This is a genomic window from Undibacterium sp. GW821-FHT11H02 (genome assembly GCF_058808015.1).
This window is the reverse complement of the sequence record NZ_JBXARG010000013.1, coordinates 139,760-159,151: the sequence shown is the minus strand read 5'-3', so window position 1 is coordinate 159,151 and position 19,392 is coordinate 139,760. Positions and strand designations below refer to the sequence as shown.

Below are 19,392 nucleotides of genomic sequence, written 5' to 3'. Positions count from 1 at the left end.
GATTTACTATTCAGTTCGGCGACCGTATGCCTGTAGCTTAACTTAAACACCGTTTACACAAAATTCAGGACACCCCCCGCCTTAATTTCTGTGACTAAGCCTGCATTGACTACATTTATCATTTGCAAAAAAAGTACAGGGGACGAATTCAAAGCATTTAACAGCGTTAAAGAGGCCTGAGAATTTACGCCACCTGCAGTCACAACAACTTGTTGATTTGCGACTTTAAGGAATAATTCTCTTAGTTTTTCTGAATAATTATTTATTGAAGTCATTGGGATCTCGTCTGATAGAAAAATTAATTGTATTGCGAATTGGACATTACCAATAATTTGATACATCCATCAATATTAAAATCAACGAATAGACCAGCGCCATCAACGTCCTTTTTATATCGTTCCCTCAATGCCATCGGGTGATGGAAGTAAGGTGATTCAGATAGTTCCCAGCCAGCGCTTTTAACAACTTCTCTAAAACCTTGATACTTGACACAAAATGCAGAGTTAAATATCAGTGTAAAGTTGGAATAGCTTTCGTTTCTCGTTAAAGAGAAACCATCATGCCAATCCACGTCTGGTCGAAAATAATAATTGGACATAAGTGGATGTTTCTTTATTTCGTCTTTTGACAATGGGCGATCGAGCAATTTCACACTAAATATGAATTCAAGATGTTCTTTTGTAATTCGCCCATCTTCACTCGCCAATACTTTACCAATGACCTGGAAAAACCTCTCCATTGGAGGCCGATGATTTGGTATAAATTCTTGCACTTCTTCAGAGTTTGATATCGTTTTTTTGCCTTGATCACTCTTGCTTTTCAAGGTTTCCTGCCCAGACAAATCATTCGCCTTTGATTCACTAAACAAATGACCAAACGTGACTATCGAGATTCCGACAATCACCAACGACAGAAACAACCGGTGAATTCTTTTTTTATGACACAAATAGCTCACATTCGCAAGCAAGAGTTGCTTTGTAAATCGATGTAATAGCGCTCTCAATTTGACTGAAAAATTATTTGTTGTGGTCATATAAATTGCTAAGGATAAAAAAGTAAAAATAGAATTTTTAAGAACGATTGAACATGTTAATGCCAGTGATGCAGTTCATTTTATCGTCAGACAAATCCAAAAACAGAAAGACATCACTTCCATCTTCATCATAAGTGTTACGAAGAAATGTTTGATGATAAAAAAATTGTGTCTCACCGACGAGCTTTTATCCTGCCGACTTTGCGATTTCTTGAAATTCTTCCTAAGGAATACACATTGTGGGGCCCAGCCACAATTCAATATGCTGCGGGGAGATGTAGCAGAGTCGTAATCATTAATTCGTAAAATACAAGCTCGCCATTAAACCAGCAAGGTCGAATGAGGAAGGCATTCTAGTGAAGACGCAAAGCATATTTATTGCGCGCAGAAAGTAGTCCGACTCGGCTCTTGATGATGCAATGTCTATCGGTCACAAGGACTGATGCCCAAGAACATGACCTTATAGCAATATCATTGCTTCATCAATAGTGATCGACCATTTCTTATTGATCGTTTATTTGAATGGCTTAACAACTCAAGCCCGCTGCTCGCGCCACCACAAGATCAACATCAGGGCCATCAAACCCAAAACCCAGGGCCATTTCTCTGTCGCTGATTGCGATGCTAGCTTGGATTTATTTTGCAATGCTGTGCTGGCGATGAACGCCGCTGTCGCGTCACGGCGTTGTGCTCTTTGCCAGCTTGGCCAGTCTTGGTTTTGATAAACGTAGTAGGCACCGCTGGCAGTTGTTTTGGCTTCGCTTTGCGTTTGCCATTCTTGCCACCCCACTTTGTTTGGAATGAATGCCGCGCATAAGGCATCGGCTTTATCCGCCGCCGCTTGCAAACGGTGGTGCGAATTTTGTGGGAGTAAGACCAGGTCTTGGGCTGCTAAACCCAGGCTACAGACACGCATGCGTAGACCTATTTGTGGCATCGCTTGTTCAGGCTGCAGGCGCCAGTCTTGATTTTTCTCTACCTGCGCCAGATCTAGAATATCTTGCCACCACAAACTCAAAGCATCTGGGGCGCTGATTTTGTAGCGGTGCCAATCGGCGACAGCGAGCCAGAGTATTTGGCCATTTTTCCAACTGCGTTGCGCTAACCAAGGACGCTCTGCGGTCTGAGTCCAGTTTTGACTTTGCTTCATTTGCGGAACCAGTGAAGTTGGGCTCAAATTCATCAAAGCATTAATGGTTAGCACTTTATCCGAAGACGTGGGCGACACGCGTAAACCTAATTCACGCTGCCATACGTTGCTGTCGCTGGCGTTAGCTCCTAGTAGTATCAAGGCACTTCCCTGAGCGACTTGTTGTAAGAGCTGAGTACGTGCAACAAGGCTCATCTGTTCAAAGTAAGCGCCATCTTGTATCACTAGGTCTGGTGCCTGCTGATGGTCTAGTAGAGGCCGACTGTCTTTCGTATTGGCTGCGTCGTCTTGAGCCTCAATGCGCGTAACGGTTTTACCTAACCTTGTTTGCCAGTCCAACTTGGCCTTACTTTGAGTGAGCAAATCGTTCAAAGTTTGCGTATCAAAAGAAGGGGCGGCAAACCGCGCATGTACGTTCAGGCTTTGTACAGGCGTGACTTCTAAAGGAATAGGGCCTTGCTCTATTATCTTCTCTTTGCTATCGAGCAAACGTGCATGCAATACCATGCGTTCGGAAACTGGCGGTAACCAATTCAGGCTCAAACGTTTTTCCTTACCACGGGCCTCGGCCAATACGGTTTGATTCTCTGCTAGCAATTGCAGTCGCCATTCGTCAGGCACTTGTTCACGTTCTGCCGCGAGATTAAACACCCGACCTTGCGCAAGATGTGTAGGGAAATCTAAGCGCACAATTTCGGTCGTCTTTTGCTTTTCAGCTTGCGCTAACCATTGCACAGGTATGCGCGGCAAGTCTTGCCATTGCGCCTCGCTCAAGCCATCACCTTTGAGTTGGGCACTTTGTGCCTTGCTCATGTCTAGCGTCAATTGCGCCATGTTCAATTGACTGTCATCACTGTCGATCAAGGCAATTTTGTCACCCGCGAGCATGCGCGGATCGAGGATCAACACGGCTATACAAATGGCGGCACAACTAATCAACAGCGCATCCAAACTTTGGCCCTTACGCCAATAATGGAAAGCAGAAAATCCCGCAATGGCGACTAAGACTAAGAGCAAAATTAACTGCAGAGGCGATAGCGATAAAGAAAAGTCTAGTTCACTCATGGCTGTTTTCCGTTCGCCCATTTGCTGTTTGCGGCTGCTTGTTTTGCAAAGACGCTTCCCATGCTTTATCAAAGGCACTGCTTTGCTTGGGTTTTAAAACGCTACGACCTTGCAAAATTAGCTCCGCATGCGAAATACCCTGACGTATCCACGCCGCTAGGGCAGGACGGCAAGTCGCGCATCCATCAATCACATCTTGTATCGCCGCCTGTGCTGCAAGTCGTTGTTCTTCATTGTTGATTTGTTCCGCAATCCAGTCACGTGCTGTTTTTGACCACAGCGCTGGCAAGCTGTCTTGACGCTGCAAGGCGATCAATAAGTTGCGAATATCTTCTGGCACGATAACTGCAGCCTCGTTCTGCTTTTTGTTCGTATTTTTCAAATCTAAAACATCACCGCTCAAGCGCTTTTCTTCTTTGATCACAGGCGGTGTAAATGCGGCCTTGTGCAGATAGATTCGATCAGCTTGTTGCAATTGTTTGATGGCTTCTAAGGCCTTATTTTCTGGTGCTAATGCACTGGCTGGACTGATGGCTCGCAAAGATTTTTCTGCGTCCCACATGGCAGCCAGAGCGCGCCTTAAGATTTTCTTAGTCGCTTCGTCGAATAAAGTCGCGCTCTCTTCTTGATCGTGGGCATGACCATACTGGGCAGCTAAATCGACGGGGGCACTTTCACCCTTTTTGCCAGGTCCATCGTGATCGCCGTGATCACCATCGTCATCGGCAAACAGACTTGACTCTTCGCCCAAGAATTTTCCGTAACGTCGTCTTAAAGCGCCCTGATCACCGGCGATCATTTCGCTGCGCGTACGGATTAAATTAGGATTCAATTTTGGATTGGCCTTGATATCAGTCAGTAGTTGTTCGGTGTCGATAATAATCTGCCGCTGACTACGCAAGGACTCTACTTTAACCAACATCGGCAATGCCAAGCTTTCTTTTGCTGCGGCTTCGGGTGATGGCAGGCGTAGAGTGTAGGTCGGTGAACGCGTCATATGCGGATTTTTATCGGCATTGTCGGTCGCACGAACGAAGAAATACAACTCGTCACCAGGCTCCATGCCCAATTCACTTAAAGACCATAGTTTGTCCCACTCGCGCAGCTTACTGTCTTTGCTCTGCGGGACTGGCATCTCCTTATCGCTGAAACGAATATTCTCGCCGCTACCACGGGCTAAAGTCATGTGCATGCTGGCTTGCGTAATTTGATAGTCATCCGTGATACGCAATGCGATGCGAACTTGTTTTGCGTCCTGCGCCAACACCTGAACCATTTCGCTCGGCGTCGTGATTTTGATTTGTGGTGCCTGATCTAACAGCACTTTGAGTACGACACGGGTCTTCGCTGCATCGGCGCTCCAACTCCAGAACACCGTTTCACTGGCCTGCCATTCCGCACAGTGGTGTTCACCATGTTGAGTAAAATTCAGCGTTTGTCCATTACTCAAATTTATATTCAAAGCTTCTTTAGCGCTCTCGGCTCCAGACGGCAACGTCACGCACCAGCGCACCTGACTATTCTCTGGAATCTGCATCTCTTTTGGGGCGCTGGTGAAAGCAGGCAGCTTAGTGTAAGCCGGTGGTACCACATGCACACTCAATGCTGAGTTCAGTTGCAAGGCTTGCTTAGCCTTGATATCGCTTACCAGAGGATTACTTTTAAGACCAGGCGTTTGCGCTGGTAAGAAAAACCACGCCACCGCAAGCAGCCAACTGATCACCATCACGCTTCGAGGAAAATTTAGATATTGCCTGACCAAACTGCGACAAGCAGCATCGCTAAATGCGTGCTCAATCTTCTGTAATAGGCGTGCCCTTTGCAATTGCGCGACGGAGCTTAATGCTGCGGTATCAGCATCGCTTGCCAGCAAATGCATACTGTCTTCCAACTCAGGAAAACGGGCGTTACTCCAACTGATCCAATGTGTGTCTATGCGTTTTTTTGTCCACCCAAAATAGAGAACGGCTGCAAATACACCGGTTAGCACCGGCCAGAGCTGGTGCAAAATGATCCAAGGCGCGAGTATTGCTATCCATGCTGGCAAGCTATGGAAACTGGCAGCACGCCATAATTTAGCCGTCACACGACGGCGCACTTCAGCGACGTCTGACATGGGTCAATATCCGTTCTAAGGCAAAAATACACAGCAGCATAACCAGCAATACATCACGCGTGTTTTCTTGCTGCTGCAGTGGAGTGGTGTTCTTGCTCGCTGGCAGGTTGAACGAAGTGGCGGGATAATCCGGCGTCTTCAAACTCATCATTTGCCAGGCTTCGAATAGTTTTTTTGCGTTTTGCTTATCATTCAGGTTGATAGGCCAATCACTGCCACTCTGCATTAACCAATAACGGCTCTCAGTCGTTTTAAACTGTTTAATTTGAAGCTTATTGTCGGCCAGTGACTGCAAACCAGGATGTTTCTCTTCCCTTGTCTGATCATTGACGATGCCGGCGCCTGAACTGAGCCACCAAAGATGGGCTTTTGAATTCGTTTTCCAGTTTTGCGGAACTGCCTGCGCGCTATCCCAAATCACTAATTCAGTCCGCGCGTCGGGTTCTTGTTGCCAGACATAATGCTGATCAGCCATACCCGCCACCGCAAACGCAGAAAACATATGCTGCCATGCCGCTACTCTGTCGCTGTGCAAGGCGATGTAGCGATCTGCCGGCTTCGTTTTTACTGGCTTGTTGGCATTTGAAGGGGGCCGTACTTTTGCTTCCAAGGTCTGTGCCAATTGGGGAGCTTGTGCGTTAAGTCGAATCTGACTAGCGTCACCCAAGACCAAGAGTCTTGCTGATTTTTTCCACCAGCTTTGATGTTGTTCTAGCCAATACAAAATCTGTGAGCTTTGGATATCACAGTTAAGATCAGAGCCAACATCGGCGCAAAAACTCATGCGCTTCGCATCCTGCATTTTACCGACATTAATTTGTTGTTCTACCCAAGCGCTATCACTGCCGGAGGCAATCAATACCGTGTCACCGCGCCAACGCATCAAGATACTCGCCAGATATGCAATAGCGATCAGCAGTAATAGGCACCGCAGAATGAGTAATAGCCACGCTTGCCAACGCCAGACTTGCACCATGTGCGGACTGGCTGCTGCTAAAAATTTTGCGGTCGCTAAACTCTGACGCAACGAACTTTCGCGTCTTTGACGCAACCACAAAATCGGGAAAATAATCAATGGCAGCAATAGCCACCAGTAAGCAGACATACTACTCATGCGCGCCCCGCCAATCTTAGCCAGTCACGCAAGACTTTACCTATGTCTTGCTCTATGCACGCGGCGAGGTAAGGAATATTCACTTGGCGGCATTGCTGTGCGACGTTCGCAAAATGCGCCTCTAGCGTGGACTTGTAGTCGGCTCGGGTGCTGTCCGATATCTTCACCAGACTGTCTGGCTGTTCGGGATCAACATAGGCGACCTCAGTCGAAAAACTGGCATCGCGTTCGGCTTGGGTCAGCAAACATAAAGCACGTACATCGTGCTGCATTTGACGCAAACGAATCAGGTTCTCCGAACTGGCAGAAGGCCATTCGAGGAAATCGCTGACCGCGAATATCAAACTCGGAGCGCGGGCGAAATGCAACTGCGATTTCACCATAGCAGCGTCAGGCAATGCGCCTTGTGCCTGTGTTTGATTGAGCTGCGCCATGATGCGGTGTAGCTGTCGCGGCCCACGTGATGCAGGTGTGATTTGTAGCCTGCCGTTTTGCGCGACTAGCAAACCGAATGCATCACCCTGACGCTGTGCGACGGCTGCCAGACAGGCCAAAATCGCACGCGCAAAGTGTAATTTGGTCACGCCGGGATATTGATAGCTAGGTTCCGCCATCGACGCGCTGGCATCTAGCCACAACCAGATCGCAACATGACTATCGCGCTCGGCTTCGCGCACATAGTAGCGATCATTGCGTGCTAATAATTTCCAATCAACACGACGCCATTCGTCGCCAGGCGCATAGGCACGGTATTCTGAAAATTCAACGCCAGCGCCGCGTTCACGTCCTGCATGCAAGCCATGTCCCAGACCCGCCAATACATGACGAATGATCAAATCAAGGTCTTGGCTGTGCGCCAATAGAGCGGCTGTATCCAACATTTTTGCTTAATCTATCTTTATCTGCTCACGCAAAGCAAGCAAGATATCAGCGATAGCAACACCATCTGCCTCCGCTTCAAAATTGCGCAAAACACGATGCGCTAATACCGGCAGTAACATCGCCGCCATATCTTCGCGCGTTACCGCCAGACGACCATGCATCAGTGCGCGCGCCTTCGATGCCAACACCAAAGCTTGCCCAGCGCGAGGCCCAGCGCCCCAGCCTACGTGTTTTTTCACGCTTTGCACTTGCGTCAATTGTGGACGTGTTGCGCGTATCAAACGGGTGGCGTAACGAACTAGATGTTCACCAACTTCGATGTCACGCACCAGAGCTTGTAAACGCAAAAGCGTATCGACATCCATCGCACTGACGGCATCAGCAATGCCTGCATGCGTGGTGCGCTCTACCATCAGCATTTCTTCATCTTCACTTGGATAGCCGACGTCGATACGCAATAAGAAGCGATCCAACTGCGCTTCGGGTAGGGGATAAGTCCCGGCTTGTTCGATAGGATTTTGAGTGGCTAGGACGAAGAAAGGTTTGGGCAAACGATGGGTATGTCCAGCGAAAGTCACACAACGTTCCTGCATCGCTTCTAATAAAGCCGATTGCGTTTTCGGTGGTGCGCGATTGATTTCGTCAGCCAATAAAACTTGGGTGAACACAGGCCCTTTTTGAAAGCGAAATACGCGCTGACGTGTCGTGGTATCTTCTTCTAAAATCTCAGTACCAACAATATCTGAGGGCATCAGATCCGGGGTAAATTGCACGCGGCGAAATTCCAAGTCAGTCGCTTGTGCTAATGATTTCACCAGCAAAGTTTTGCCCAGTCCAGGCACACCTTCAACCAAAGCGTGACCACCTGCTAACAGACAGATCACCAAAGATTCGATCACGTCTTTTTGACCAATAATCACCTGCGACATGCTTTCGGTAAGTGCGTGTACTTTACTGCTCAGATCGCTGATTTCTTGCTCGTTCCAACTCGCTTGCACATTCGACTGCATACTACGCTCCTAAAGCATACTGAATAATATTCACCGCAAAACGGGTGTTATCTACCGCTAAAAAACGCTTGTTCCTAAAATCGTAATCCCACTCACAGCCATAATCTTTATTACTGTAGAGCAGACGAATACGACCGTTGATTTCTATCGCTTTTAGATAATCATGCACCAGGTCATCGCCCCATCCATTCAATTCCACACTGGTATTGGGCGGCCCATCAAATCGAAAAAAACTGGTGTAGAGCGGATGCGTATTAGGAATCTTTTTTAAGGCTTTAGTTCCAAATATTTTCGCGATTTCTGCTTCAAATGATTTAGCGAACAAGCCATCAATATCGTGATTGCAATCATCGACAAATAAGAAGCCACCACCCTTGATGTAACGTTCTAAGTGTTTTCGCTCTATAGGACTTAATTGCACCAGCTTATGTCCCGCCATATAACAAAATGGCGCTTCCAACATTTTGGGATCGGATAAAGCTAGCACGCGCTCTACCGTATCGACCCGTAGCGTGGTGTATTCGACCAAGGAATTTAAGACATTGCTAGGCATGCGGATATCCACATCCCAATCGCCGGAGTCATACATTAAACGGGTGAAATAGAAGTCGTAATTGCTCATGCGGAGAGGTATTATAGAAAAAAATGTTTAGGCTTGAGCATAGCTATAGGGGCTACAAAAGAGCTTCGCCGCAGAGGCGCAGAGGACGCAGAGAAAATCGAATCTCATCTTATGTTTTCTCTGCGCCCTCTGCGCCTCTGCGTCAAATGTTTCTAAGCTTCTCCAAAACTTTAAACCGCATCAGACAAAGAGGTAAAATTGAAATCACGCAATTTCATTGCGGGCACCACCGATTTACGACCATCACCGAAGACCTGCGTCTTACCCAAATCATCGATATTGTTTAACATCGTGACCGGGCTTTCATTGAAACGGAAATTTTTAATCGGATGTTTGATTTTGCCATTCTCGATATAGAAAGTGCCGTCACGTGTTAGACCCGTTACCAATAAGGATTGTGGATCGACCGAGCGGATATACCAAGTGCGTGTCACCAAAATACCTTTTTTGGTTGAAGCAATCAGTTCTTCGGTGGACTTATTGCCGCCCGCCATGATGGTATTGCCAGCGCGACCTTTGGCGGCTACACCTTGTTTTTTCGCCCAGAAATTTGAATATTGCAGCGACTCGATCTTACCGTTCTTAACGATAGAGCTACGTTCCCGTGCTTGCATAGACCCGCCATCCCAAGGGCTGACCGGGGCATCGGCATTCCAAGGATCCGTCCAGATATTGACCTGTTCATCAAACATCTTTTCGCCGAGACGATTGCCGCCGCCTTTTTTAGAAAGGAAGCTACGGCCTTCATCGGCCTGGCGCGCATCGAAGGCATTGAACATGAAATTCAAAATATCTGAGGAAGCGGCTGGCTCCAACACCACCGTATAACGACCAGGCTCCAAAGCCTTAGCATCGACCGAACGCATGGCTTTTTCAATCGCGACTTCAGAAGCTTCACGCGGATCAAACAATCTTGCATCATTTGCCGTACGGGTCACCCAGCCGGAGCCACGGCCATCTTCGGTACGCGCAGTGCAACTAAAACTGAGATTCGAAGATTCTTGAAAACCAAATACGCCATTGGAATTGGCGATCACTTCAAAGCCCAAAGTGTCTAAGAAAAATCCTGCTGCAATCAGTTTATTTTTCTTTGCTAAGCTGATACTTTGCATGGCGACCTCGGCACGATAGTCGGGATCGATTGCCGCTGTTTGTTCAAAGTAGGTTGGCGTCGCTTTGAATTCTTGCTTGGATGCCGCGGGCATAAATTCTGGATTTTCAGGTGCCAGACGCGCGATATCTTCTGCTCTACGCACGGCTTTTTCCAAAGACTTATCGTCGAATTCATTGATAGTAGCGGTGCCCTGACGTTTGCCAAAGGCGACACTGACTGACAACTGGGTATCTTGATTCAAACCTGCGGTCGACACGCTATTTTGTGCGTAACGGATATTGCCGGCACGCGTGCCCTGTATAGCAACACGACATTCATCTGCTTTAGAAAAACCAATTACACGGTCGCAAATACGCTTTGCTTCTTCCTGAGTCATCTTTTTCATCTTATCGTCCTTATTTATTTTGCTTTATCTTATTTGCCGCGATTAGCTTAAGCGATTTTGCGCGCTGTATTGATCACATTAATGCCGTTGAAGCGGGCAGTAGAAGAACCATGTGACACTGCACTGACTTGACTAGGTTGACCTTTACCATCAAAGAAAGAACCGCCCATACGCCAATCACGTTCATCACAAATCGCGCTGCAGCTATTCCAAAATTCCTGGGTATTCGATTGGTAAGCAACGTCTTCCACCGGACCAATAATTTTGCCGTTCTTGATTTCGAAAAAGAGCTGACCGCCAAACTGGAAGTTATAGCGTTGTTGATCGATAGAGTAGGAACCACGACCCAGGATATAGATTCCTTTCTTGACGTCTTTCACCATCTCATCCGGTGTCAATGGTGCTTTGCCTGCGGCTAAAGAGACATTCGGCATGCGTTGAAATTGCACGCTGCTCCAGCTATCGGCATAGGAACAACCATGCGATTCTTTTTCATCAATGATGTGCGCCTGATCGCGGGTCGCTTGATAATTAACCAGTACGCCGTCTTTGATAATATCCCAGCGCTTTGCTGGCACGCCTTCGTCATCATAGCCAACCGCTCCGAGCGAGCCCGGTGTCGTTTTATCAGCGAAGAAATTGACGCGATCCGCACCGAACTTAAAGTTTTTGCTGCGCCATTTATCCAGCGTCGCAAAGCTAGTGCCCGCGTAATTCGCTTCATAGCCAAGGACTCTATCCAACTCAGTCGGGTGACCGACTGACTCGTGTATCGTTAAGAATAAATGCTCTGGACTCAAAACCAAATCATATTTGCCTGGCTCTACCGATTTAGCGGAGAGTTTTTCACGTGCCTGACGACCTGCTTCACGCGCTTCTTCAATGACATCTAACGAGTGCTTATACAAGCTTGCCACGCCACCAGCGGCCATCACTTTATCTTTAGGATTGACATCGAAGAATTCAAAACCCATACCGACTGGTGATGAAAGGCTTTCACGAGTTCGGAATTTATTAGTCGCTTTATCGACGGCAGTCGCTGTCATCGGTGCCCACAAGCGATGTATGTCTTGATCGATATAAGAACCATCGGTCGAGGCAAAGTATTTTTCCTGATTCACCTGGAATAAATTCGATTGCATAAAATTCGCGCCGGCTTCTAAACCTGCTTTGTTCGCCGCAATCAACATATCGGCTTTTTCCTTAACAGGAATCGTGCGCCAATCTTTTGTGAATGGGGTAGCCCAAGCGACTTCACCCACGCCTTTGACTGGTGCCAGTATCAGCGGCTCGGTCTGCAACTTGGCATTGGCCTTGGCAATCGCTACCGCTTGCCGTGCCATGCTCACCACCGCATCGACGGACAAATCATTGGTAGAGGCGAAGCCGTAAGCACCACCCGCAATGACACGCACACCAACGCCCATCGATTCACTGTTAACGATATTTTCAACGCGCAAATCACGGGTGGTAATGAATTGATTGACATAACGCCCTATGCGCACATCGCAATAGCTGGCACCTGCCTGCGTCGCAGCACTCATTGCCGCATCTGCTAAGGATTTTTTGACGGCATTACCGACTGGATTCATCAGCGCTTCGGCAGCGATTGCGTTGCCATAAACCGGGATAATCATACTGCCGGCGGCGATGCCACTGATCTTTAAAAAGCTACGTCTTTCCATAGCAACTCCTGAATAAAATTGAACAATGACTGTAACTAGCGGTAAATATGTAAACTTCGATGAAAAGCTCCCAAATCAATAGCTTTTGCCGCAGAGGCGCAGAGTACGCAGAGAATGCTCTATGTGTTTCTTTGCGTACTCTGCGCCTCTGCGGTTCATACTTCTGACTTGTTTTTCATAACTGACTTAATAATTACGATTAGATAAAACCGACACTACACCGCATCCGACAAAGAAGTGAAGTTGAAATCTCTCACTTTCATCGGTGGTATCAGCATTTGATACGGCACTTCGTCACCCGCGATCACCACAGGTTTGCCGATTTCCTCGATGTTGTTCAACATCGTCACCGGACTCTCATTGAAACGGAAATTCTTAATCGGATACATGATCTTGCCGTTCTCGATATAGAAAGTGCCGTCGCGCGTTAAGCCCGTCAATAACACTGATTGCGGATCGACCATACGGATGTACCAAGTGCGTGTGACCAACACACCTTTCTTAGTATTCGCAATCAATTCTGCCGTGCTTTTATCTGTGCCTGCCATGATCATATTGCCATGGCCAGCGAGCGGATCACGCTTTTGTTTTTGCGCCCAGAAACGAGAATATTCCAAAGCATTCACGCGACCGTTCTTAATCACTTCAGTACGTTGGCGTGGCAACATAGAACCATCCCAAGGCAGGACGGCGACTTCAGGATGCCAAGGGTCGGCCCAAATATTGACTTGCTCATCGAACAACTTTTCGCCGAGACGATTTCCACCGCCTTTTTTAGATAAGAAACTACGGCCTTCATCGGCTTGACGTGCATCGAATCCACCGAGCATATTACCGATCAAATCGGAAGTCGCGGCTGGTTCCAAAATCACGGTGTAGCGACCTGGCTCTAAGGCTTTGGCATTGACCGAACGTAGCGCTTTTTCTATCGCCACATCAGCCGCTTCACGCGCGTCGAAACGTGCAGCGTCGCCGATAGAACGTTTGACCCAACCCGAACCGCGACCGTCTTCAGTGCGCACGGTGCAGGTAAAATCTAAGCCAGTTTCTTGCTGATAACCGAATACACCATTTGAATTAGCAATACTGGAGAAACTGCTGTTATCGGTAAAAAATCCTGCTGCTACCAGATTTTTTTTGCGACAAGCTTCTATCGTGTAAGCCGCCAATTCAGCACGAAAATCGGGATCTATCGCTGCCGTTTTAGGACTAAAAGTCGGCGAGGCTTTGTAGTCTTGCTTGCCGACCGCTGGCATGAACTCAGGGTTTTCTGGTGCTAACCGTGCCAGATCCTCGGCTCTGCGCACGACTTTTTCCAAGGATTTCTCATCAAATTCATTGATGGTCGCGATCCCTTGTTTTTTGCCATAAGCAACGGCCACCACCAATTGGGTGTCACTGACTGCACCCGAGGTGGATACCGCATTGCGCGCAAAACGAATATTTCCGGTATTGACACCGCCCAATTGCACATTGCATTCATCCGCTTTGGACAAGCTCAAGACTTTATTGCAAATCGCTTGCGCTTCTTGTTGACTCAGTAATTTCATGATCAAGCCCTCCTTAAGCAATTTTGCGAGCAGTGTTGATCACATTAATACCATTGAAGCGCGTGGTACTAGAACCGTGCGATACCGCACTCGATTGCGATGGCTGACCTTTACCATCAAAGAAAGAGCCGCCCATGCGCCAATCGCGCTCATCACAAGTGGCGCTGCAGGCATTCCAGAACTCTTGTGTATTCGATTGATAGGCTACATCTTCTAATTGCTCACCGATCTTACCGTTCTTGATTTCAAAGAACATCTGACCGCCGAACTGGAAGTTATAACGTTGCTGGTCGATAGAGAAGGAACCATCACCGATGATGTAAATCCCTTTCTTAACATCCTTAACCATTTCATCCGGCGTCAGGCGTTTTTTGCCTGCTTCTAAGGAGATATTTGGCATACGCTGGAATTGCACACTGCTCCAGTTATCGGCATAAGAACAACCATGCGATTCCGTTTGACCGAGCATATGCACCTGATCACGGGTGGCTTGGTAGTTGACCAAGATACCGTCTTTGATAATGTCCCAACGTTTAGTCTTCACGCCTTCATCGTCGTAACCGACGCCACCAAGTGAGCCCGGTGTGGTTTTCTCGGCGATGATATTGACGTTATTGGAACCGTATTTGAATTTCTTGCTTTCCCATTTATCGATAGTCGCAAAACTGGTACCGGCGAAGTTCGCTTCGTAACCAAGTACGCGATCTAATTCGGTTGGATGGCCGACTGACTCGTGGATGGTCAACCACATATGTTCTGGGCTCAGTACCAGATCATATTTACCTGGAACCACCGATTTCGCTGTCAATTTCTGTTTAGCACTGGCACCGCAAGCGCGTGCATCAGCGATCAGATCGTAGGAATTTTTGTACAGCGTTGCAACGCCACCAGCCGCTTTGATCTTGTCCTCTGGGCGTGCATCTAAATACTCATAACCCATACCGACTGGCGCAGACAATCCCTGACGCGAACGGAATTTATTGGTCTTTTGATCGACCGCAGTCGCTGTCATCGGCATCCACAGACGATGTACATCTTGATCTATGTAGGAGCCATCGGTGGAGGCGAAATATTTTTGTTGATTCACTTGGAACATCACTGATTGCATGAAGTTAGCGCCGCCTTCCATACCGGCCTTATTGGCAGCGATCAAGAGATCAACTTTTTCTTGAATCGGTACCATACGCCAGTCTTTTTTAATCGGCGTTGCCCAACTCACTTCGCCCACGCCTTTCACCGCGGCCAACTGCAAAGGTGCCGTTTGTAATTTGCTATTCGCTTTTGCAATCGCCACTGCTTGACGTGCCGCAGCGGCAACACTGTCTGGCGACATATCATTGGTGGCAGCAAAGCCGTATGCGCCATTGGCGACAACGCGGATACCAACACCGGCTGATTCGGTGTTGGCGACGTTTTCTACGTTTAAGTCACGGGTAGAAATGAATTGGTTGAGATAGCGTCCTATACGCACGTCGCAATAACTGGCACCGGCACTGGTCGCCGCATTCAAGGCCACATCAGCCAAGCTTTTACGAAATTGGTTGGACACGGGTTTTAATAATTCATCGACCTCAATTGCCCTGGCAAATGCAGGCATCAATAAACCACCTAGTGCAGCGCCACCAAATTGAAGAAAATCACGTCTTTGCATTTTGTCTCCTGAATTATCGGTTAAACCCAGATTTCCATTAGGATCCGGGTTAAAGTCTTCTTACCAAGTGTCATCGCAGTCCCGCCATCGATTCTCTTCTTGGAGACGACGACGCTTGGATGCCAATTGATTTTACTTGGAACGAATTGTTACTAGACGATTAGGACTAAAACAAGAGGGAATAAGTTCCGCACGAACGGCGGATTTAATCAGATGTGTAAATGGCGTGGTAACAAAGAATTAATGAGCGCCGTCAATTAAGCAAAATTGCGCCACAAACATTAACAAAATACCTTGCGCTAAAATTAATTTTAAAGTGCCTGATAAGCTTGCCGTGCGAACACTTCGAATTGCGCCAGCGGCAGTGGTTTGCTGTACAGATAGCCTTGATAAGCACGGCATCCTTGTTCTTGTAAAAAGGCTTTTTGCGCCAAGGTTTCTACGCCTTCAGCCACCACACTTAGTCCCAAACTTTCCGCCAGCACAATCACCATTTTTGAAATGGCGGCATCATTCGGATCGATCAAAATATCGCGTACAAAACTTTGGTCAATTTTCAATTGATCCAAAGGTAGACGCTTCAAGTAGGACAAGGATGAATAGCCAGTACCAAAATCATCGAGAGAAAAACTCACACCTCTTTTTTTCAATTGCGACATTCTTTCTATCACGTCTTCGATGTTCGAAATAGAAAATCCTTCGGTCAGCTCTAGCTTCAAGCGACGTGGATTAGCGCCAGTCAGTTCCAGCACATCTTCCACCTGATCGACAAAATTTTTCTGGTGAAATTGACTAGGGCTGACATTGACTGCAATCGTCAGATCAGCAAATTCTGGCTGACTCGCCCAACGTGCCAATTGATTTGTTGCTGTGTTCAGCACCCAGTAGCCAAGAATGGCAATCAAACCCGTGTCTTCGGCAATTGGAATAAATTCAGCGGGCGAAATCATGCCACGAGTAGGATGATGCCAACGGATCAAAACTTCGGCGGCAAATAAACGTCCTTCATCATTAAACTGTGCCTGGTAATACAATTCAAACTGATCGTTCAGCATCGCATCGCGCAAATCTTCTTCCAACTCTGCACGCTGCGTCACCATGGCCTGCATCTTAGGGTCGAAGAATCGTATGGTATTGCGTCCCGCCGCTTTGGCTTGATACATGGCGAGATCGGCGCGTTTCAGTGGTTCAGAAATGGTTTCTGCTTTCTCGCCAAATAAGGTAATGCCGATACTCGGTGAGCTGTGATGTTCATTCACGCCCAACCAATAGGTTTGATTTAATTCAGAAAGAATTTTGATGGCGACGGTCTCTGCATGATTCGCAGCATCAAAAGAATACTCATCCAGATTCTCCAACATGACGACGAACTCATCACCTCCCAAACGAGCCACGGTATCGCCTTCACGAGTACAGCTACTCAAACGCTGCGCAACTTGCTGCAACAGTCGATCACCCTGATCATGTCCCAAGGTATCGTTCAAAGTTTTGAAATTATCTAAATCAATAAACAGTAGCGCACCTTTGCGCTGGTGTCGGTTACTTGAGGCTAAGGCTTGTTCCAATCTATCCATCAGCAAACGACGATTTGGTAGTTGCGTCAGAGGGTCATAAAATGCCAGATTACGAATCTCATCCTCGGCCGACTTGCGTAAAGTGATGTCATTAAAAGTACCTACATAATGGGTAATAACACCTTGCTCATCGGTCACGCTGGAAATATTAATCCAGGCCGGAAACATGTCACCATTTTTGCGCTGATCTAACACCTCACCTTGCCAGGAGCCGCGCTCACGAATACTGCTCTGCATAGCGGCATAAGCGATTTCATTATTAAATTGCTTATCGAAAAAATGCGGCGGCGCGCCGACCACATCATCTGCGGTGAAGCCCGTAATTTGATTAAAGGATTGATTCGTGCGCAAAATATTCCAGGCGGCGTCGGTCACAAACATGCCTTCTTGCGACTCAAAAGCGGTCGCAGCTATCCTTTGCGACTCGGCATGACGTTTGGACGCCGTAATATCGTGCCACGCCACATAAACAGAAGGCGCACCGTCAAAATCGATCAGAGCACCCTGGCCCATCACATCAATCACGCTACCATCAATTTTGATGAATTTCATCTCGAAATTCTGATCACGTCCGCCGACCTCGTTGATAGATTTAATCCGGTTATGTATCAAATGATGATGATCGGGATGCATAATTTCGCGTATCGGCCGACCTATTAATTGATCAGCGGAATCTGCCCCCAACATCCGTATGGCAGAAGCATTGACATAGATCAAGCGCGATTTGCGATGGACGTTAATACCCTCGGGTGACCACTCGACCAAAGTCCGGTGTCGTTCTTCACTGGCATGCAAGGCATCCTCTACCCGTTTGCGTGCCGAGATATCCCGCACGCTGGCCTGTATCACCGTTTGACCATCCAACTCAACCCGATTTAACAAAACCTCAGCATCAAAGCAATCGCCATTATCCAGACGTCGATGTATCCATTCAAAACTATGTTGGCCCTGATCGCGTGCCAGGAAAATGTATTCACGCGCCAAGCTGCCGGAGCTGATACCATTTTTTTGGAAAGTGGGTGACAGATCTGATGGCTTACATTGCAGTAAATCCTCTTTGTCCTGCGCTCCAAACAGAGTGATCGCTGCGGGATTGCAATCTATCATGCGATCTGCATCCATCACCATGACGGCACTGGCGGTCGCATTAAACAGAGTTAAGTGGCGCGCCTCCGACCAAGCCAGCGCCTGACTGCGATGCGCGACCTGAGCTTCCAATAATTCCTGTGCATTTTGTACCGCATCTGCCATACCATTAAATGCTTCAGACAAAACGCGGATTTCGCGTGATTCAGAGACGCTTGCAGGAACCCTTACCTGCAGTTCTCCATGTCCGAGTTTATTGGCAACATCGGCCAAAAAACCCAAGGGACGGGTCAATCGACGTGAAGCCAGATAAATCAAACTGAGAGCGAGCAAAGTGATCAAACCACCTGCGAATAACAGAAAATTCAAACCTTCTGGCATGCCAGATAGAACTTCCTCTTTGCGCACGCTATGTACCATATTCCAGGTTTGTTGCGTCCCCAATCGCAACTGGCGGTACACCACAATAAATTCTTCACCAACACTATTGGTCTGTAATAAGACCTGCTCCAGCCCACTGCCGGGCGCCACATTATCGAGCTGATTTCGATCGATCTTTTGCGCAGGAAAACGCATCAGTAAATTGGCCTTGTCATCAAATAACAAGGTGCTGTCGCTTTGATGATGTAAACCGGTTGCGACTGCAATATCAGCGCTTAACATTTGCTGCCAATTGAGTACCGCAACCAGCCACACCTTAGCCGGCAATAAAACTTTCCCAGCATCGGACGCGGTGCTTCTATTGAAATCACGCTGGCGCACTGCCGGGGGCAAATCAATTTCCCTGACTACCAGTAATTCACGGCTACCATCTGGTCGCATCCAACTCGTAACACGACGTGATGTCATCGCATCGCTTGACTGTGCGGTAAAGCTGGAATCAAACAGCGCGGTTTGCGCTTCTGTCTCCTCACTGCTGGCGAGGATCACAGCATGCTCGGGATCGATCAGCATTAAGCGAGTAAAACGTCGCGGGTAGGCACGTTCCTGACGTTTTAGTAAAGTCAGCATGGTGTGCGATAAAGCAGTGGCCGGCTGTTTTAATGTCTGCTGCAGAGATTGCTGCAATTCTGCACTTTCTGCTAACAACAAGGCGTCGCCACTGGCTTCTTGTAATTCACGTGCGATCATATCGCGCTGCAAATCCACTTTGACACTCAGCATTTGCATCACCGCGTCTAGCCTTTGCTGACTGGCTCCCACCAAACCCAGCGCACCTAAACCAAAATACCAAAGAACAAACAGTATCCCCAGCGATGCCACTAGCACCGCTGCGAAATAACCTGTCATTCGATTAGAAAATGATGCGAACATGAGTTGGTGATTTACTCTGTAAACGAAGTTGCAACTATCAG

At 47.7% G+C, this 19,392-nt stretch carries 13 protein-coding genes; all 13 read right to left on the bottom strand.

The features are described 5' to 3' along the window. Positions 1–53: 53 nt before the first annotated feature. Entirely contained in the window at positions 54–275 is a 222-nt protein-coding gene (locus AC1RR2_RS14300; RefSeq protein ID WP_493222933.1) for a hypothetical protein, read from the bottom strand. 23 nt (positions 276–298) lie between these two features. Then, positions 299–1,033 carry a hypothetical protein gene (locus AC1RR2_RS14295; protein ID WP_493222932.1) on the bottom strand — a complete coding sequence of 245 codons (735 nt, stop codon included), beginning with the start codon at positions 1,031–1,033 and terminating at the stop codon, positions 299–301. 535 nt (positions 1,034–1,568) lie between these two features. After that, positions 1,569–3,248 carry a hypothetical protein gene (locus AC1RR2_RS14290; RefSeq protein ID WP_493222931.1) on the bottom strand — a complete coding sequence of 560 codons (1,680 nt, stop codon included), beginning with the start codon at positions 3,246–3,248 and terminating at the stop codon, positions 1,569–1,571. Beyond that, positions 3,241–5,364: a hypothetical protein gene (locus tag AC1RR2_RS14285; RefSeq protein WP_493222930.1), complete on the bottom strand. Its 2,124-nt coding sequence runs from the start codon at positions 5,362–5,364 to the stop codon at positions 3,241–3,243. Before AC1RR2_RS14285 ends, AC1RR2_RS14290 begins: the two co-directional genes overlap by 8 nt. Then, positions 5,348–6,478 carry a hypothetical protein gene (locus tag AC1RR2_RS14280; protein ID WP_493222929.1) on the bottom strand — a complete coding sequence of 377 codons (1,131 nt, stop codon included), beginning with the start codon at positions 6,476–6,478 and terminating at the stop codon, positions 5,348–5,350. The genes AC1RR2_RS14285 and AC1RR2_RS14280 overlap by 17 nt, the downstream gene beginning before the upstream one ends. Beyond that, positions 6,475–7,359: a DUF58 domain-containing protein gene (locus AC1RR2_RS14275; protein ID WP_493222928.1), complete on the bottom strand. Its 885-nt coding sequence runs from the start codon at positions 7,357–7,359 to the stop codon at positions 6,475–6,477. Before AC1RR2_RS14275 ends, AC1RR2_RS14280 begins: the two co-directional genes overlap by 4 nt. Before the next feature lie 6 nt (positions 7,360–7,365). Continuing rightward, complete coding sequence (locus AC1RR2_RS14270) at positions 7,366–8,370, bottom strand: AAA family ATPase (protein WP_493222927.1); 1,005 nt, start codon at positions 8,368–8,370, stop codon at positions 7,366–7,368. Between the two features lies 1 nt (position 8,371). Continuing rightward, on the bottom strand, positions 8,372–8,992 hold the full coding sequence (locus AC1RR2_RS14265) for a DUF4159 domain-containing protein (RefSeq protein WP_493222926.1): 621 nt from the start codon (positions 8,990–8,992) through the stop codon (positions 8,372–8,374). Positions 8,993–9,162: 170 nt separating this feature from the next. After that, positions 9,163–10,491, bottom strand: coding sequence for a TldD/PmbA family protein (locus tag AC1RR2_RS14260; protein ID WP_493222925.1), 1,329 nt, complete (start codon positions 10,489–10,491; stop codon positions 9,163–9,165). A gap of 47 nt (positions 10,492–10,538) precedes the next feature. Further along, the gene (locus AC1RR2_RS14255) at positions 10,539–12,176 is read right to left on the bottom strand and encodes a TldD/PmbA family protein (protein WP_493222924.1); all 1,638 of its coding nucleotides are present in this window, start codon (positions 12,174–12,176) and stop codon (positions 10,539–10,541) included. A gap of 215 nt (positions 12,177–12,391) precedes the next feature. Beyond that, a complete protein-coding gene (locus tag AC1RR2_RS14250) occupies positions 12,392–13,726 on the bottom strand; it encodes a TldD/PmbA family protein (RefSeq protein ID WP_493222923.1) in 1,335 nt (444 codons plus the stop codon). Between the two features lie 13 nt (positions 13,727–13,739). Further along, the gene (locus AC1RR2_RS14245; RefSeq protein WP_493222922.1) at positions 13,740–15,377 is read right to left on the bottom strand and encodes a TldD/PmbA family protein; all 1,638 of its coding nucleotides are present in this window, start codon (positions 15,375–15,377) and stop codon (positions 13,740–13,742) included. A gap of 311 nt (positions 15,378–15,688) precedes the next feature. Continuing rightward, positions 15,689–19,327: an EAL domain-containing protein gene (locus AC1RR2_RS14240; RefSeq protein WP_493222921.1), complete on the bottom strand. Its 3,639-nt coding sequence runs from the start codon at positions 19,325–19,327 to the stop codon at positions 15,689–15,691. Between the last annotated feature and the right edge of the window lie 65 nt (positions 19,328–19,392).

Bases quoted from the DNA above. Each gene is read 5' to 3' on its own strand.
- AC1RR2_RS14300 (WP_493222933.1), bottom strand. From the start codon at position 275: ATGACTTCAATAAATAATTATTCAGAAAAACTAAGAGAATTATTCCTT.
- AC1RR2_RS14295 (WP_493222932.1), bottom strand. From the start codon at position 1,033: ATGACCACAACAAATAATTTTTCAGTCAAATTGAGAGCGCTATTACAT.
- AC1RR2_RS14290 (WP_493222931.1), bottom strand. From the start codon at position 3,248: ATGAGTGAACTAGACTTTTCTTTATCGCTATCGCCTCTGCAGTTAATT.
- AC1RR2_RS14285 (WP_493222930.1), bottom strand. From the start codon at position 5,364: ATGTCAGACGTCGCTGAAGTGCGCCGTCGTGTGACGGCTAAATTATGG.
- AC1RR2_RS14280 (WP_493222929.1), bottom strand. From the start codon at position 6,478: ATGAGTAGTATGTCTGCTTACTGGTGGCTATTGCTGCCATTGATTATT.
- AC1RR2_RS14275 (WP_493222928.1), bottom strand. From the start codon at position 7,359: ATGTTGGATACAGCCGCTCTATTGGCGCACAGCCAAGACCTTGATTTG.
- AC1RR2_RS14270 (WP_493222927.1), bottom strand. From the start codon at position 8,370: ATGCAGTCGAATGTGCAAGCGAGTTGGAACGAGCAAGAAATCAGCGAT.
- AC1RR2_RS14265 (WP_493222926.1), bottom strand. From the start codon at position 8,992: ATGAGCAATTACGACTTCTATTTCACCCGTTTAATGTATGACTCCGGC.
- AC1RR2_RS14260 (WP_493222925.1), bottom strand. From the start codon at position 10,491: ATGAAAAAGATGACTCAGGAAGAAGCAAAGCGTATTTGCGACCGTGTA.
- AC1RR2_RS14255 (WP_493222924.1), bottom strand. From the start codon at position 12,176: ATGGAAAGACGTAGCTTTTTAAAGATCAGTGGCATCGCCGCCGGCAGT.
- AC1RR2_RS14250 (WP_493222923.1), bottom strand. From the start codon at position 13,726: ATGAAATTACTGAGTCAACAAGAAGCGCAAGCGATTTGCAATAAAGTC.
- AC1RR2_RS14245 (WP_493222922.1), bottom strand. From the start codon at position 15,377: ATGCAAAGACGTGATTTTCTTCAATTTGGTGGCGCTGCACTAGGTGGT.
- AC1RR2_RS14240 (WP_493222921.1), bottom strand. From the start codon at position 19,327: ATGACAGGTTATTTCGCAGCGGTGCTAGTGGCATCGCTGGGGATACTG.